Annotated in this window: 14 protein-coding genes; 13 read left to right on the top strand and 1 reads right to left on the bottom strand. The window is 57.4% G+C overall.

The genetic code is table 11. The features are described from left to right. The first annotated feature begins 357 nt into the window (after positions 1-357). The 6 genes from flhD (at position 358) to cheW (ending at position 5,778) form a co-directional block, all read left to right on the top strand. Positions 358-708, top strand: a complete 351-nt coding sequence (gene flhD, locus KK102_RS11390; protein WP_010432485.1) for a flagellar transcriptional regulator FlhD — start codon at positions 358-360, stop codon at positions 706-708. Continuing rightward, positions 705-1,289 carry a flagellar transcriptional regulator FlhC gene (flhC, locus tag KK102_RS11395; protein WP_172411157.1) on the top strand — a complete coding sequence of 195 codons (585 nt, stop codon included), beginning with the start codon at positions 705-707 and terminating at the stop codon, positions 1,287-1,289. The genes flhD and flhC overlap by 4 nt, the downstream gene beginning before the upstream one ends. Positions 1,290-1,412: 123 nt before the next feature. Then, entirely contained in the window at positions 1,413-2,300 is an 888-nt protein-coding gene (gene motA / locus KK102_RS11400; RefSeq protein ID WP_008500417.1) for a flagellar motor stator protein MotA, read from the top strand. Continuing rightward, positions 2,297-3,226: a flagellar motor protein MotB gene (gene motB / locus KK102_RS11405; protein ID WP_126545465.1), complete on the top strand. Its 930-nt coding sequence runs from the start codon at positions 2,297-2,299 to the stop codon at positions 3,224-3,226. Before motA ends, motB begins: the two co-directional genes overlap by 4 nt. Positions 3,227-3,230: 4 nt before the next feature. After that, positions 3,231-5,255 carry a chemotaxis protein CheA gene (gene cheA, locus KK102_RS11410; protein WP_126545464.1) on the top strand — a complete coding sequence of 675 codons (2,025 nt, stop codon included), beginning with the start codon at positions 3,231-3,233 and terminating at the stop codon, positions 5,253-5,255. 19 nt (positions 5,256-5,274) lie between these two features. Beyond that, positions 5,275-5,778 (top strand): chemotaxis protein CheW, encoded by a 504-nt coding sequence (gene cheW / locus KK102_RS11415; protein WP_008500420.1) that lies wholly within the window; start codon positions 5,275-5,277, stop codon positions 5,776-5,778. Between the two features lie 97 nt (positions 5,779-5,875). Here cheW and KK102_RS11420 read toward each other — a convergent pair whose 3' ends face one another. Next, entirely contained in the window at positions 5,876-7,135 is a 1,260-nt protein-coding gene (locus KK102_RS11420) for a dicarboxylate/amino acid:cation symporter (protein ID WP_126545463.1), read from the bottom strand. Positions 7,136-7,565: 430 nt separating this feature from the next. Between KK102_RS11420 and KK102_RS11425 the strand changes: the two genes are divergently transcribed. The 7 genes from KK102_RS11425 (at position 7,566) to tap (ending at position 16,191) form a co-directional block, all read left to right on the top strand. Then, on the top strand, positions 7,566-8,138 hold the full coding sequence (locus KK102_RS11425; RefSeq protein WP_216357617.1) for a Csu type fimbrial protein: 573 nt from the start codon (positions 7,566-7,568) through the stop codon (positions 8,136-8,138). Positions 8,139-8,216: 78 nt separating this feature from the next. Continuing rightward, complete coding sequence (locus KK102_RS11430; protein WP_476728941.1) at positions 8,217-8,699, top strand: Csu type fimbrial protein; 483 nt, start codon at positions 8,217-8,219, stop codon at positions 8,697-8,699. Positions 8,700-8,715: 16 nt separating this feature from the next. Further along, complete coding sequence (locus KK102_RS11435; RefSeq protein ID WP_126545460.1) at positions 8,716-9,474, top strand: fimbrial biogenesis chaperone; 759 nt, start codon at positions 8,716-8,718, stop codon at positions 9,472-9,474. Beyond that, entirely contained in the window at positions 9,450-11,834 is a 2,385-nt protein-coding gene (locus KK102_RS11440) for a fimbria/pilus outer membrane usher protein (protein WP_216357618.1), read from the top strand. The genes KK102_RS11435 and KK102_RS11440 overlap by 25 nt, the downstream gene beginning before the upstream one ends. Beyond that, on the top strand, positions 11,831-12,793 hold the full coding sequence (locus KK102_RS11445; RefSeq protein WP_216357619.1) for a Csu type fimbrial protein: 963 nt from the start codon (positions 11,831-11,833) through the stop codon (positions 12,791-12,793). The genes KK102_RS11440 and KK102_RS11445 overlap by 4 nt, the downstream gene beginning before the upstream one ends. An 84-nt stretch (positions 12,794-12,877) precedes the next feature. Further along, positions 12,878-14,545, top strand: coding sequence for a methyl-accepting chemotaxis protein II (gene tar, locus KK102_RS11450; RefSeq protein ID WP_216357620.1), 1,668 nt, complete (start codon positions 12,878-12,880; stop codon positions 14,543-14,545). Positions 14,546-14,589: 44 nt separating this feature from the next. Continuing rightward, positions 14,590-16,191 (top strand): methyl-accepting chemotaxis protein IV, encoded by a 1,602-nt coding sequence (gene tap, locus KK102_RS11455; RefSeq protein WP_126545456.1) that lies wholly within the window; start codon positions 14,590-14,592, stop codon positions 16,189-16,191. The last annotated feature ends 6 nt before the right edge of the window (positions 16,192-16,197 follow it).

A 16,197-nucleotide genomic window follows, 5' to 3' on the forward strand; every position in this document is an offset into this window, starting at 1 on the left:
GTTTGGTTAAATTTTGACCAAATTACAAGTCATACTGATGGATTTATGGAGAATATTCACTTAAATTGTGTGACGCAGATCACATTTTTTTTAAATTTGAGGATGGCTGCATTGTATGTGTCAAAACTGACGAGTAGAGTTTGCGTCGAATTAGGAAAAATCTTAGTTATTTGTAAGAAATGATAAAACGATATGAGGCGCAGCTGCGTTTCAGCTGTTGTACGTTTTGCTGAATACAAACCTAAATTCAACTATGCATTTAGCCTTTTCTTTTTTATACCGGGTGATTTCCCGGCGACATCACGGGGTGCGGTCTTTCCGCATAAAAATAATAGTTGGTTATTCGGGATGGGAACAATGCATACATCCGAGTTGCTAAAACATATCTATGACATCAATTTGTCATATTTACTGCTCGCGCAGCGTTTGATTAGTCAGGACAAAGCGTCCGCGATGTTTCGTCTGGGTATTAACGAAGAGATGGCAACTATGTTGGGGGGATTAACACTCCCGCAAATGGTCAAGCTGGCAGAAACGAATCAACTCGTTTGCCAGTTCCGCTTTGATAATCCGCAGACAATCACGCGTTTGACCCAGGAATCCCGCGTTGACGATCTTCAACAGGTCCATACCGGTATTCTTCTCTCCACACGATTGCTCAGCGAAATCAGCCAGCCTGATGACGTTGCCCGTAAGAAAAGGGCATAAAAATGAGCGAGAAAAGCATTGTTCAGGAAGCGCGTGATATACAGCTGGCAATGGAGCTGATTACGCTGGGTGCTCGTTTACAAATGCTGGAAAGCGAGACTCAGCTGAGCCGTGGTCGTCTCATCAAACTGTATAAAGAATTACGCGGTAGTCCACCGCCTAAAGGAATGCTGCCGTTCTCAACGGACTGGTTTATGACCTGGGAGCAGAATATCCATGCATCGATGTTCTGTAACGCCTGGCAGTACCTTCTGAAAACCGGTTTGTGTAGCGGCGTCGATGCCGTGATCAAAGCCTATAAACTTTACCTTGAACAATGCCCTCAGCAGGAAGATGGACCCCTGCTGGCGCTGACCCGCGCATGGACGCTGGTGCGTTTTGTTGAAAGCGGAATGCTTGAACTGTCTCGCTGCAACTGCTGCGACGGCAATTTTATTACCCATGCTCATCAGCCTGCTGGCAGCTTCGCCTGTAGTTTATGCCAGCCTCCATCCCGCGCCGTAAAAAGACGTAAACTTTCCCGGGATGCTGCCGATATTATTCCACAACTGCTGGATGAACAGATCGAACAAGCTGTTTAACCCGAACGTGTGGGCAAGATTCCAGCAGCGGTAAGCCATTACCGCTGCTTTTTTTTACCCTACATTCCGGTAACGCTGTCGAAATGAACGTCCTGCCTTAGTCACTAGCGGAAGGATGATGTCGTGCTTATCTTATTAGGTTACCTGGTAGTTCTCGGTACAGTTTTCGGCGGTTACATGATGACCGGCGGGCACCTTGGAGCACTCTATCAACCGGCTGAACTTATTATCATCGGCGGTGCAGGGGTAGGGGCTTTTATCGTTGGTAACAACGGTAAATCGATCAAGGGCACGCTGAAAGCGATTCCGCTGCTGTTCCGTCGCTCGAAATACACCAAAAGCATGTACATGGATCTGCTGGCGCTGCTCTATCGCCTGATGGCGAAGTCGCGTCAGCAGGGCATGTTCTCGCTGGAGCGTGACATCGAAAACCCGAAAGAGAGCGAAATCTTTGCCAGCTATCCGCGCATCCTGGCTGACGCGATGATGCTGGATTTTATCGTCGATTACCTGCGCCTCATCATCAGCGGCAACATGAACACCTTCGAAATCGAAGCGCTGATGGACGAAGAGATCGAAACCCACGAAAGCGAATCTGAAGTGCCGGCCAACAGCCTGGCGCTGGTGGGCGACTCGCTTCCGGCGTTTGGTATCGTTGCGGCGGTGATGGGGGTGGTTCACGCGCTGGCCTCGGCGGATCGTCCGGCGGCAGAGTTAGGTGCGCTGATTGCCCACGCGATGGTGGGGACTTTCCTCGGTATCTTGCTGGCGTACGGTTTTATCTCCCCGCTGGCGAGCGTTCTGCGTCAAAAGAGCGCGGAAACCACCAAAATGATGCAGTGCGTGAAGATCACGCTGCTCTCCAACCTCAACGGTTACGCACCACCGATCGCCGTCGAATTTGGCCGTAAAACGCTGTACTCCAGCGAGCGTCCGTCGTTTATCGAGCTTGAAGAACACGTGCGTGCGGTGAAAAACCCAAACCAACAGACGACAACTGAGGACGCATGAAAAACCAGTCCCATCCGATCGTCATCGTAAAAAAGCGCAAGCATAAGGGGCACGGGCACGGTTCCCACGGCTCGTGGAAAATTGCTTACGCCGACTTTATGACTGCCATGATGGCGTTCTTTCTGGTGATGTGGCTGATCTCCATCTCCAGCCCGAAAGAGTTGATCCAGATTGCGGAATATTTCAGAACGCCGCTGGCAACGGCGGTGACAGGTGGGCCGCGCATTTCGAACAGCGAGAGCCCCATTCCTGGCGGTGGCGACGATTACACCCAGCAGAAGGGTGAAGTGAAAAAAGAGCCAAACATCGACGATCTGAAAAGACGAATGGAGCAGGCGCGCCTGAAGAAACTGCGCGGCGATCTCGATCAGCTGATTGAAGCGGACCCGAAACTGCGCGCGCTGCGCCCGCACCTGAAGATCGATCTGGTGCAGGAAGGCCTGCGTATCCAGATTATCGACAGCCAGAACCGCCCGATGTTTAAAACCGGGAGTGCGGAAGTTGAACCGTACATGCGCGATATTCTGCGCGCCATTGCCCCGGTGCTGAACGGCATTCCTAACCGAATCAGCCTGTCAGGCCACACGGATGATTTCCCGTACGCCAGCGGGGAGAAGGGATACAGCAACTGGGAGCTTTCTGCCGATCGTGCCAACGCCTCGCGTCGCGAGCTGGTGGCGGGTGGGCTTGATGATGGCAAGGTTCTGCGCGTGGTCGGCATGGCAGCAACCATGCGCGTCACCGACCGCGGGCCGGACGACGCCATCAACCGTCGTATCAGTCTTTTAGTGCTGAACCAGCAGGCGGAGCAGGCCATCCTGCATGAAAACGCCGAAAGTCAGAATGAGTCACTGGACGATTTAAAACAGCCTGGGGCCGTTCCTTCGGCTGCCGTTCCAACATCGCCACCAGCCAATCCGAGGTGATAGCGTGAGCATGGATATTAGCGATTTTTACCAGACATTTTTTGATGAAGCCGATGAACTGTTGGCCGATATGGAGCAACACCTGCTGGACCTGGTGCCTGAAGCACCGGATTCAGAGCAGCTCAATGCCATTTTCCGTGCAGCGCATTCTATTAAAGGTGGTGCAGGGACCTTTGGATTTACCATTTTGCAGGAAACGACCCATTTAATGGAAAACCTGCTGGATGAAGCACGACGCGGTGAGATGCAGCTCAATACCGACATTATCAACCTGTTTTTGGAAACCAAAGATATTATGCAGGAACAGCTCGACGCCTATAAAAGTTCGGCAGAGCCTGATGCCGCCAGCTTTGAATACATCTGCAACGCGCTGCGCCAGCTGGCGCTGGAAGCGAAGGGTGACGTGGTCGCTGCCGTACCGGCGGCGAAGCTGAGCGTTGTTGATGCCATTGCCGCACAGGACGCTGCGCCCGTTGCCGACCGCCCGGCGAAACTGCGCGTGGTGTTGTCACGTCTTAAAGAGAGCGAAGTCAACCTTCTCGAAGAAGAGCTGGGCAACCTGGCGACATTGAGCAACGTGGTGAAAGGCAAAGACAGCCTTGCCGCGACGCTCGATGACGGTATCAGTCAGGACGATATCGTGGCGGTGCTGTGCTTTGTTATCGAAGCCGACCAAATTGCTTTTGAAACTGAAGCCGCGGCAGTCGATGTCCCTGTCGCAGTGGAAGAGGTCGCACAAGCGGCTGCGCCTGCCGTCGTACCGGCCACGCCTGCATTAAAAGCCGTGCCGAAAGATACGGCTGCACCTGCCCGCGGTGAAAAACCGGCCGCGCGCTCCAGCGAGTCCACCAGCATTCGCGTGGCGGTTGAGAAGGTTGATCAGCTGATTAACCTCGTCGGTGAACTGGTGATCACCCAGTCGATGCTGGCTCAGCGTTCTAACGAACTGGACCCGGTAACCCACGGCGATCTCATCACCAGCATGGGTCAGTTACAACGTAACGCCCGCGATCTGCAGGAATCGGTCATGTCCATCCGTATGATGCCGATGGAATACGTCTTCAGCCGCTTCCCGCGCCTGGTGCGCGACCTGGCCAGCAAGCTCAATAAGCAGATTGAACTGACGCTGATGGGCAGCTCCACCGAGCTGGACAAAAGCCTGATTGAACGCATCATTGACCCGTTAACGCACCTGGTGCGTAACAGCCTCGACCACGGCATTGAGCTGCCGGAAAACCGCGTGGCGGCGGGGAAATCCCCTGTCGGAAACCTGATTCTTTCCGCGGAACATCAGGGCGGGAACATCTGCATCGAAGTGACCGATGATGGCGCGGGCCTGAACCGCGAGCGCATTCTCGCGAAGGCGATTTCGCAGGGCATGGCGGTTAACGAAAACATGACCGACGAAGAAGTGGGCATGCTGATCTTCGCCCCGGGCTTCTCAACCGCCGAGCAGGTGACCGACGTGTCCGGACGCGGCGTGGGCATGGACGTGGTGAAACGTAACATCCAGGAGATGGGCGGCCACGTTGAGATCCAGTCTAAACAGGGCTCTGGCACCACCATCCGCATCCTGCTGCCGCTGACGCTGGCGATCCTCGACGGCATGTCAGTCAAAGTGGCGGACGAAGTCTTCATTCTGCCGCTGAACGCGGTGATGGAATCCCTGCAGCCGCGCGAAGAAGATCTGCATCCGCTGGCGGGCGGCGAACGCGTGCTGGAAGTGCGCGGCGAGTATCTCCCGCTGGTTGAACTGTGGAAAGTGTTCGAGGTGGACGGCGCCAAAACCGAAGCCACGCAGGGCATCGTGGTGATCCTGCAAAGTGCCGGCCGCCGCTACGCGCTGCTGGTCGATCAGCTGATTGGTCAGCACCAGGTGGTGGTGAAGAACCTCGAAAGCAACTACCGCAAAGTGCCGGGTATTTCTGCTGCGACCATTCTGGGTGATGGCAGCGTGGCGCTGATCGTCGACGTGTCGGCGCTTCAGGGATTAAATCGTGAACAACGTGTGGCGTACACAGCCGCCTGATTAAGTAGAAGGTAAAAACATGACCGGTATGAGTAATGTAACGAAGCTGGCGGGCGAGCCATCAGGGCAGGAATTCCTGGTATTCACTTTGGGCGATGAGGAGTACGGCATCGATATCCTGAAAGTGCAGGAAATTCGTGGTTACGATCAGGTTACCCGCATCGCTAACACGCCTGCCTTTATCAAAGGCGTGACCAACCTGCGCGGCGTCATTGTGCCTATCGTCGATCTGCGCGTGAAGTTCAGCCAGGGCGACGTGGACTACAACGACAACACCGTGGTGATCGTCCTCAACCTGGGGCAGCGCGTGGTGGGTATCGTGGTGGATGGCGTCTCTGACGTGCTCTCCCTGACCTCTGACCAAATCCGTCCTGCGCCGGAATTTGCGGTCACGCTGTCGACCGAATACCTGACCGGTCTGGGCGCGCTCGGCGAGCGTATGCTGATTCTGGTGAACATTGAGAAGCTGCTGAACAGCGACGAGATGGCGCTGCTGGATATCGCCGCGAGTCACGTGGCATAAAAACAAAGCCGGGTGGCGCTGACGCTTACCCGGCCTACGTGTTCGAGCCATTTGTAGGCCGGGTAAGGCGAAGCCGCCACCCGGCTTTTTCATGCCATTACGCTTCCTGCTTTACCAGCTCCGCTTCAGCTTCCCGCGCACCTTCATTCTGCGACAGCATCGCGGTCGCAATACCATTCCCCAGCACGTTAATCGCCGAACGGCCCATATCCAGGAAGTGGTCGATGCCCATCAGCAGCAGAATCCCGGCCACCGGAATATTGAAGCTTGGGATCGTTGCCGCCAGTACCACCAGCGACGAGCGCGGTACGCCCGCAATCCCTTTGGAGGCCAGCATCAGCGTCAGCATCAGCACCGTCACTTCCGAGAAGCTCAGGTGAATGTTGTATGCCTGGGCGATAAACATCGAGGCGAAAGAGCAGTACACCATCGAGCCCACCAGGTTGAAGGAGTAGCCAATCGGCAGGACGAAAGAGGCAATACTGCGCGAGCAGCCAAAACGCTCCAGCTGCTCCAGCGTTTTAGGGTAGGCGGCTTCAGAGCTGCTGGTGGTAAAGGCCACCAGGACCGGATCTTTCAGCATGCTGACCAGGCGAAACACCTCTTTTTTCAGCACCATGTAACCCACCGCCAGCAGCACCATGCAGGTCAGCAGGATCGCCACATAGTAGCCGCCGATGAAGGAGGCGTAGTTCAGCAGAATGCCCAGACCCTGGGTGGCGATGACCGAGGAGATCGCCGCGAAAATGGCCAGCGGCGCAACGTACATCACGTAACCCGTGACCTTCAGCATGATGTGGGAAACCACATCCAGCGCGGCCACCAGCGGCGCGTTGAATTTCTGCCCCAGCGATGCGCCAGCAATGCCGAAGAACATTGAGAACACCACAATCTGCAGGATCTCATTGTTCGACATCGCCCCTGCGATACTGGTCGGAATGGTGTGCGACAGGAAGGCTTTTAGCGTCATGCCGCTGACGGCCAGGCCGGTATCCACCGCTTCGGTTGGGATCGTCAGGTTCAGACCGCTTCCCGGATGCTCCAGCGTGACGATAAACAGGCCAACCAGAATGGAGAGCACGGATGAGCTGATAAACCACACCATCGCTTTACCGCCAACGCGGCCAATGGTGGAGGTTTCGCCCAGCTTCATAATGCCCACGGTGAGCGTACTAAAGACCAACGGGGCAATAACCATTTTGATCAGACGGAGGAAAATATCGGTCAGAAGGGTAATATTATCCGACCAGGCTTTGATGGCATCCGCAGATGCATATTCATGAATTGCTGCCCCTGAAAGAATACCCGCCAGCATGAAAATCACGATGAAGAGTGTGAGTTTGTTTGCACTTGCCACGAAAAAAGACCCTCTCTGCGCTTCAGATGTAGCCCGCGTCGATACATATAAATTTTTTATTACGAAACGGGAAATTATTCGGCCCATAAATTGACGCAAAGCGTAGGGGGATACAACTCCTTTTTAAGTTTTATTAAATTTGTTGTGAATACGCCGACGATATATTGTGATTAAGATCACGCTTTAATGGATATATTCTCTCCTGATAAAACAAAATCGCCGCCTGAAAGAATTTAACTCTCTGTTATTTATAAAAATAGGGAGTCAATAGGACATATGGCTTATGCGTAAAGGGGAAGGTGGTCGAAGCGATATCCGTAAACTAAATTCTCAATAACCCCTCTCAGATGAACCTTAAGCGGGGCTAACATCTTGAACAGCAAAAATAAAATGTGGCAAGGGAACGGCGACGTCTTCTGGAGAGTGGTATATGAAAAGAAAACGCCTTTTGATCTGCGCAGGCTCGTTACTGGCTGCGACAGTGGCCCCTCAGGCTTTGGCCGTGACCAGCAGCGGCACCATCGGCGCGACGCTGACGCTGACAAACGGGTGTCTGATAAACGGATCCCCCGCGCAAAGCGGCATTAACTTCGGTACGCTCGATTTCGGGACCCATCCCGCCACGTTTTCTACCCTGACCACGCAGCTCTCCGGTGCCAGCGGCGGAAACACCTTTACCATTCAGTGCACGACCGCCAGCTATTCGGTGGCGATCGTCGGCAACACCAACTCCACGGCCCCCGGCACCGTTGTCGGCACGCCAGGCACTCCTGCGCGCTATCTGGTTAACACCGCCAATACCGCACAGGGCGTGGCTTACAGCCTGTACAGCGACAGCGGGTTTAATACCGTTATTGCCAATAACGCCGCCTTGCCGATCGCCTCTACGACCGGAGGGGTGGACAGTTACACCCTCTACGGGCGTATTACCGGCGGCGGCAACAGCGTGACGGTCGTACCGGGGACCTACACCGACACGATTAACGTCAGCGTCACCTACTAGTCCTCTACCGCCATGAAGGCAACGTTGACAAGTCTGCGCAAACGCGCAGAGGGACGCGTGCACCCTTTTTTCGCGCTGATGGTCGTATCGCTCATGGTGCCGACGGTAGATGCGGTGACGTCTCAGTCCTTTAAGGTCAGCGCCACGATTGTACCCGGATGCGCGGTGGCCACCGGCAGCGGCGGGCTTTTCGGCACGCTGGATTTTGGCAGCCATAACGGCGTCGAGAGCGCGCCGGTCAGCACCAGCTTTGTGCCAAACGGGGCGCTGTCCATCGCCTGTACGCCGGGCGTGGCGCTGAGCATGAGCATTAACGGCGGTCAAAATTATTCATCCGTTCGTCGGATGAAGCGGTCCGGTGGAACAGAACTGGTGCCGTACCGGCTCTACAGCAGCAGCTCGCTGGCCGCCAACAGCGAAATTGGCGTCAACCAGGCGATACCGGTGACCTATAGCAACAGCAATAACATCGCGCTGCCGCTTTTCGGCGTGGCGCTACTGACCGGGTTTAGCCCGGCAGGAACCTATACCGATCAGCTCACCGTGACCTTGTCATGGTAATAAAGGGAGAGTGTTGATGAAGCCATTTTTCAGGCCCGTTTGTCTGGCGGGCGCGTTGGGCATAGCTGCAGCTACCGGCCAGGCGCAGGCGGCGGCCACCATCCTGCTGTGGCCGATCGATCCGTGGCTGGCTGCGGACGCCAACGCCACGGAGCTGTGGATCCAGAACCAGGGGAACAGCGCCACGACGATGCAGGTCCGCATCGTGCGCTGGAAGCAGGAGGACGGACACGAGCGTTACACCGCGCAGCAGGACGTGGTCGCCAGCCCGCCCATCGTCACGATTGGCAGCGGCAGCAAGCAGCTTATTCGCCTTATAAAACAGGCTCCAGTTCCCGCAGGTGTCGAACAGGCTTACCGCATCATCGTGGACGAAATCCCCCAGCCTGATACCAAAGCCGAACCCACCATCGGCCTCAAATTGCAGATGCGCTACTCTATCCCTCTGTTTGCGTATGGGCAGGGGGTTCCGACGATAAAAGAGGGTGCGCATCACGCGCTGGCGCAGACCCAAAACCTGAGCTGGCGGGTGACGCAGGCGGGTGGACAGCCTGCGCTGGAGGTACGAAACCGGGGGGATGTTCACGTCAGGCTGAGCCAGGTGGCGCTGGAGCAGGGGGGGCAAAAACGCACGGTCGCGGAGGGGTTACTGGGTTACGTGCTGCCGGGCAGCACCCGCAGCTGGCCGATACCCGCCGGCGTTCGTCAGCCAGAGCGGATGAGCGCGCAGATTAATGCCAGGGACGCACAATGGCAGTCGACGCCCGTAAACTGAAGCCTGCGATGATGATACTGCTTTGCGTCAGTTCCGCGACCCTGGCCGAGCCCGGCGACGACAGCTTGCCGCCGCCTCCTCAGGCGCAGGCGATAAATGATGAAGCGGTCTTCCAGCTTGACATCGTGCTCAACCACTACGATACCGGTCTGGTCGTGCCGGTAACGCAGCGTAAAGGCGCTTTCTTTATCTCCAGCGCCGACCTGCTGCGCGCGGGGCTTCCTCCGGCGCATGTGCCTACCGGAGAGGTGAATATCTCCTCGCTTGATCAGGTTCGGGTGGAGTACGACAGCGCCGCGCAGCGCCTGCTGCTGACCGTTCCCCGCGACTGGGTGACGGCCCGCGTGACGCCGTTCAGCGCGCAAGCGGCGCAGGCCAAACCGCACTACGGGCGCGGGGCGCTGCTGAATTACGATCTCTACACCAACCACACGGAACATATCGGCGGTCAGGCGTCGCTCTGGCATGAGTTCCGCTACTTCAACGAGAGCGGCTCCTTTTCCTCCACCGGCTACGCCCGGGAAAACTTCACCGGTAACGACGGCCAGCAGGAAGGGTATGTTCGCTATGACACGACCCTGCTGTTCACGAATGAAGATGACGCGATGAGCTGGAGCGTAGGGGATGTGATCAGCGATGCCCTGAGCTGGAGCTCCAGCGTGCGGATGGGGGGGGTAAGCGTCGGGCGGGATTTCTCCCTGCGCCCCGATCTGGTGACGTGGCCGCTGCCCGAGTTCGCGGGGGAAGCCGCAGTACCCACCTCGGTCGATCTCTTTATCAACGGCTATCGCTCCGGCTCAACCCAGCTTCAGCCCGGCCCCTTCACCCTGACTAATCTGCCCTATATCAACGGCGCCGGGGATGCGGTGCTGGTCACGACGGATGCGCTGGGGCGACAGGTCAGCACCACGCTCCCGTTCTACGTCACAAGCGACCTGCTTAAACAAGGGCTGAGCGACGGTGCCGTGACGCTGGGCAGCCTGCGGCGCAACTACGGCATCAAGAATTTTGACTACGGTTCGGCAGCAGGTAGCGGCTCGTATCGCTACGGGATGACGGACTGGCTGACGCTGGAGGGGCATGCGGAAGGGGCGCAGGAGCTGGCGCTGGGCGGCGCAGGGACGGTGATAAAACTCGGCCAGTTTGGCGTGGTCAATACCTCCTACTCGCAAAGCCGCATGCGCGGTGACGAGGGCGGGCAGGTCAACTGGGGTTACCAGTACAGCACCAGCGAGTTTAGCGTCGCCACCCAGCACACGCACCGCGACCGCGGCTTTGGCAATCTGGCCCTCTACGACCAGCCGACGGTCTATGACGAAAACGATAAACCCATCGCCAGCTTCAGCCGCAATACGGACCAGTATTCTCTCACCTTCAATCTGGGACAGTACGGCAACATCGGCGCGGCGTGGATCGGCGTGGAGAGTTTTGACGGTCAAAAAACCGAGCTGCTTAATCTCTCCTGGAGCCGCAACCTGTGGGGCGCGAGCAGTATATACCTCGCCGGCAGCCGGGATCGCCAGCGCGGGGACTGGACCGTCGCGCTGTCGCTTCAGGTGCCGCTGGGCGAGCGCGACAGCGCTGCCGTCACCGTTGAAAACACCCCGGACGCAGGCAGCACCCAGCGCATTAACTACAACCACTCAATGCCTTCTGACGGTGGGTTCAGCTGGAATATGGCCTGGGCGAACCAGTCAAGATCCAGTGATTATCGGCAGGGGACGCTGGGCTGGCGCAATAACAATATTGAACTGCAGGGCGGCGGCTATGGCGAAAGGGACACCATGACCTGGTGGGGCGAGGCGATGGGATCCGTTGTGCTTATGGACGGCGAGCTGTTTGCGGCGAACAAAATCAACGATGCGTTTGTGGTGATCAGCACCGACGGCCACCCGGACGTGCCCGTGAGCTACGAGAACCAGCCCGTCGGTAAAACCAATAACAACGGCTATCTGCTGGTGAGCGGGGTGTCGGCGTATTACCCCGCAAGCTACCGGATTGATACCCTGAATCTGCCGGCGGATACGCGTCTGAAAGAGACGGAGCGACGGATCGCGATCCGCCGTCACAGCGGCTATCTGGTCGATTTCCCGATGGAGCAGGAGCGGGTGGCCAGCGTTATTCTGCATGATGCGCACGGGCAGGCGCTGCCGGTGGGAAGCCAGGTCCGACGCGTCTCGCGCAGCAACGCGGTGGTGGGGTATGACGGCATCGCCTGGCTGGAAAATCTCAGCGATGTGAACCCGCTTGAGGTGATAGCACCTGACGGAAAGCGCTGCAAGGCTACGCTGACCGTGGGAGCCAATCCAGAGCACAAGCTGCAAACCTACGGTCCGCTGGTGTGCCGGGAGGGGCCATGACGCGCCTGCTGCTGTGGATGCTGATGCTGTTTTCCAGCGGCGGCTGGGCGGCGTGCACCGTCAGTACGGTCAACGCGTCGTTTGGCAGCGTTACCTCGTTCGCGCTCAGCGGAACCGGGGAGGTGGAAACCACCGGCACGCTGGTGGTGTCCTGTGATGCCATACTGAATCTGCTGACCAACGACTCGGTGACGCTGACCTATACCGCGGCATCGGTTTCGGGCAGCAGTCGGGCCACCATGAAGCGCACGGATAATGCGGCCATCACGGACGTGATCCCCACCCGGCTGTGCGGACTCTCGGGCTGCGCGAGCAGCAGCGAGGTACAGATAAGTAAATCGTATACCTGGAGTGGGAATACCTTGCTGGGGCTGCTGGGGTCAAAGCAGTACAACATTCCGCTCTATTTTCGCACCGTCGCCGGACAAAACGTCACTGCCGGGCCATATCAGGTGCAGTTAACCTTCAGCGTTAACTACAGCGTGTGCTCCGTGGGCGCGCTCGGCATTTGCACAATCAATCAGACGGGAACCGCAACGACCACTATTCTGCTTAACATGACCGTCACCAACGACTGCAGCGCCATGACCACGCCGGACGTGAACTTCAACAGCGCACCGCTGGTACAAAGTTTCCCTACCGTCTCGCAGGCCATTGCTGTCACCTGCACCAAAGGCAGCACCTACACTATCGGCATTAATAATGGTGCCAACGCTCTCAATAATGTCCGTCGGATGGTCAGCGGCAGCAACACCATGAGCTATGACATTTATAAAGAAGCCACGACCAACCGCTGGGGCAGCAGCGGCAGCGAGCGCTGGACCAGCGCGACATCGTCGCAGGTCAGCACCGACGGTTTACTGCGTACCTATAACTACACCGCAAAAGTCCTGACCAGCCAGGCCACGCCTCCCGCCGGAACCTACACCGATACGCTGATTGTCGACGTGGCGTTTTAACCCCGCGCTTTTCCCTTTCGCAAATGTAAAGTTCCTGTGGCCTGTGCCGATAACACCGTTAATAAATCTATGAGAAGGTGTTGTATGTTGAACCGTATCCGCGTTGTCACAATGCTCATGATGGTGCTGGTCATTTTCGCACTTCTTCAGCTTATTTCCGGTAGCCTCTTTTTCTCGTCGTTAAAACAGAACCAGGACAGCTTCGTGGCCTCGAACGATCTGCGGCTGCAGCAGAGTGAACTGACCACGACGTGGGATCTGATGCTGCAAACGCGTATCAACCTGAGCCGCTCGTCCGCACGCATGATGATGGATCCCAACAATCAGCAGAGCAGCGCGAAAACAGATCTGTTGAAAAACGCGCGTGCGACGCTTGCCGACGCGGCAAAACATTACGACGCCTTCAAAAAGATTGCTCCGCAGCCTGCGATGGAGCAGGCGAGCGCCAACATTGATGAGAAGTACAACGCCTACTTTGCCGGGCTGACGGAGCTGATCCAGTTCCTGGAGAGCGGCAACATGGATGCCTATTTCGCTCAGCCGACGCAGGGGATGCAAAACGCGCTCGGCGCGGCGCTGGGTGAGTATGCCAAAGCCAGCAGCGACTTGTACCACTCTGCATTTACGGAAAGCCAGAACGACTACCGTTTCGCTAAATGGCAGATGGCCGTGCTGGCGCTGGCGCTGGTCATCGTGCTGGTAGCCGTGTGGTACGGCATTCGTCACATCCTTCTCAACCCGCTGGGCCGGGTGATTGCGCATATCCGCGACATCGCTTCAGGCGATCTGACCAAAACGCTGACCGTGTCCGGGCGCAATGAGATCACCGAGCTGGCCAACAGCGTTGACCATATGCAGCGCTCGCTGGTGGAGACCGTCACCAACGTGCGTAACGGATCCGAGGCGATCTATACCGGCACCAGCGAAATTGCGATGGGGAATAACGACCTCTCTTCCCGTACGGAACAGCAGGCGTCTGCGCTGGAAGAGACCGCAGCCAGCATGGAAGAACTGACGGCTACCGTGAAGCAGAACGCCGATAACGCCCGCCAGGCGTCTCAGCTGGCGGAAAGCGCCTCTGAGACGGCGCAGCGCGGGGGGCGCGTGGTGGATGGCGTGGTGAAAACCATGCACGAAATCGCCGACAGCTCGAAGAAAATCGCTGACATCATCAGCGTCATCGACGGCATTGCCTTCCAGACCAACATTCTGGCGCTGAACGCCGCCGTGGAAGCGGCGCGTGCGGGCGAACAGGGACGCGGTTTTGCGGTGGTGGCCGGTGAAGTGCGTAACCTCGCCAGCCGCAGCGCCAATGCGGCGAAAGAGATCAAAGCCCTGATTGAAGATTCCGTCTCCCGCGTGGATACCGGCTCCGTGCTGGTAGAAAGCGCAGGGGAGACCATGAATGACATCGTGAATGCCGTTACCCGCGTAACGGACATCATGGGTGAAATCGCCTCTGCGTCTGATGAGCAGAGTCGTGGTATCGACCAGGTTGCCCTGGCGGTATCGGAAATGGATCGCGTGACACAGCAAAACGCCGCGCTGGTGCAGGAATCCGCTGCGGCGGCCGCTGCGCTGGAAGACCAGGCGAGCCGTCTGAAGATGGCCGTCTCGGCGTTTCGTCTCGCTTCACTCGCTGGAAACACGGTCACCCCGCAGGCGACGTATCGCACGCCAGCCGCTGAGCCGGCTGCAAACCGTACGCGCACCGCGACGACCGGACAAGATGAAAACTGGGAAACATTTTGACTGACAATTAAACCGCGGCTGCTTGCCGCTTGATGGGAGCGTGGATGTTAAATCGTATTCGTATCTCGACCACACTGTTTTTGATTCTGATCCTTTGCGGTGTGTTGCAGGTTGGCAGTAACGGGTTGTCTTTTTGGGCGTTTCGCGATGGTTATCGGAATTTGCAGGAAGTCGAGACGAGTAATCAGCAGCGCTCCGCGCTGGCACAAACCCGTGCCGTGCTGCTGCAGGCAAGCACTGCGCTGAACAAGGCGGGAACCCTGACCGCGTTGAGCTATCCGCCGGATGACATCAAGGCGCTGATGGCGACCGCGCGCGACAGCCTGAAGCAGGCTGACGCACAGTTTAAAGCCTTTACGGCGCAGGCCACCGACAGCGAGAAAGAGAAAGCGCTGAAAGCGGCCATGAAAAAGAATTTTGAACAGTGGTACAGCGATCTGGACCACCAGGCGACCTGGCTTGAAAACAACCAGCTTTCGGATTTCATGACCGCGCCGGTGCAGGCGTCTCAGGCGGCGTTTGACGGCAGCTTTAACGCGTGGCAGCAGGATATTAACCAGTCTGTACAGCGTGCCGGCGAAGCGAGCCGTACCAGCTATCACATGTCGGGCGTCATCTTTGCCGTGGTGGTGATTCTGGCGGGGTTGCTGACCGGCGGCGCGCTGTTCTGGGCTCGCAGGATGATTGTGCAGCCGCTGGCGATTATCAGCAGCCACTTCGACAGCATTGCCAAAGGCAACCTTGCGCGTCCGGTGGCGGTGTACGGGAAGAACGAAATTTCGGCCATCTTTGCCAGCCTGAAGGCGATGCAGGGATCGCTGCGGGAAACGGTGAGCGACGTGCGGCAGGGCAGCTATGCCATGCACACCGGGATCTCAGAGATTGCAGCGGGCAATAACGATCTCTCATCCCGCACCGAACAGCAGGCGGCCTCGCTGGCGCAGACGGCGGCCAGTATGGAACAGCTGACCGCGACGGTAAGCCAGAACGCCGACAACGCGCGTCAGGCGTCGGATCTGTCAAAACAGGCGGCGATGACGGCGAAGCGAGGGGGCGACCAGGCCTCTCACGTGGCCAGCACCATGCAGGATATCGCCGCCAGTTCGCAGAAAATTGGCGACATCATCAGCGTGATTGACGGTATCGCGTTCCAGACCAATATTCTGGCGCTCAACGCCGCCGTCGAAGCGGCGCGTGCGGGCGAGCAGGGGCGCGGGTTTGCGGTCGTTGCGGGTGAAGTGCGCAACCTGGCGAGCCGCAGCGCCAACGCGGCGAAAGAGATTAAAGGGCTGATAGAAGAGTCGGTCTCCCGTGTTCAGCAGGGATCTGCCCTGGTCGATACGGCGGCAAAAACCATGACCGAGATTGTCACTTCCGTCACCCGGGTTAACGACATCATGGGTGAAATCGCCTCGGCGTCGGACGAGCAGCGCCGTGGGATCGAGCAGGTGGCCCAGGCCGTCAGCCAGATGGATCAGGTCACGCAGCAGAACGCGTCGCTGGTGGAAGAGGCGGCAGCCGCGACCGATCAGCTGGCAAACCAGGCCGACCATCTCACCGGACTGGTCGCGGTGTTTAATGTCAAAGAGCACGTTGAAGCAGTAACAGAAGTCGGGCGGTCGCAGGCCGTGCCAGTTGTATCCTGAATGTGA

Origin of the sequence: Enterobacter quasimori (assembly GCF_018597345.1) — a bacterium.
GTDB classification, from domain to species: Bacteria; Pseudomonadota; Gammaproteobacteria; order Enterobacterales; family Enterobacteriaceae; genus Enterobacter; species Enterobacter mori.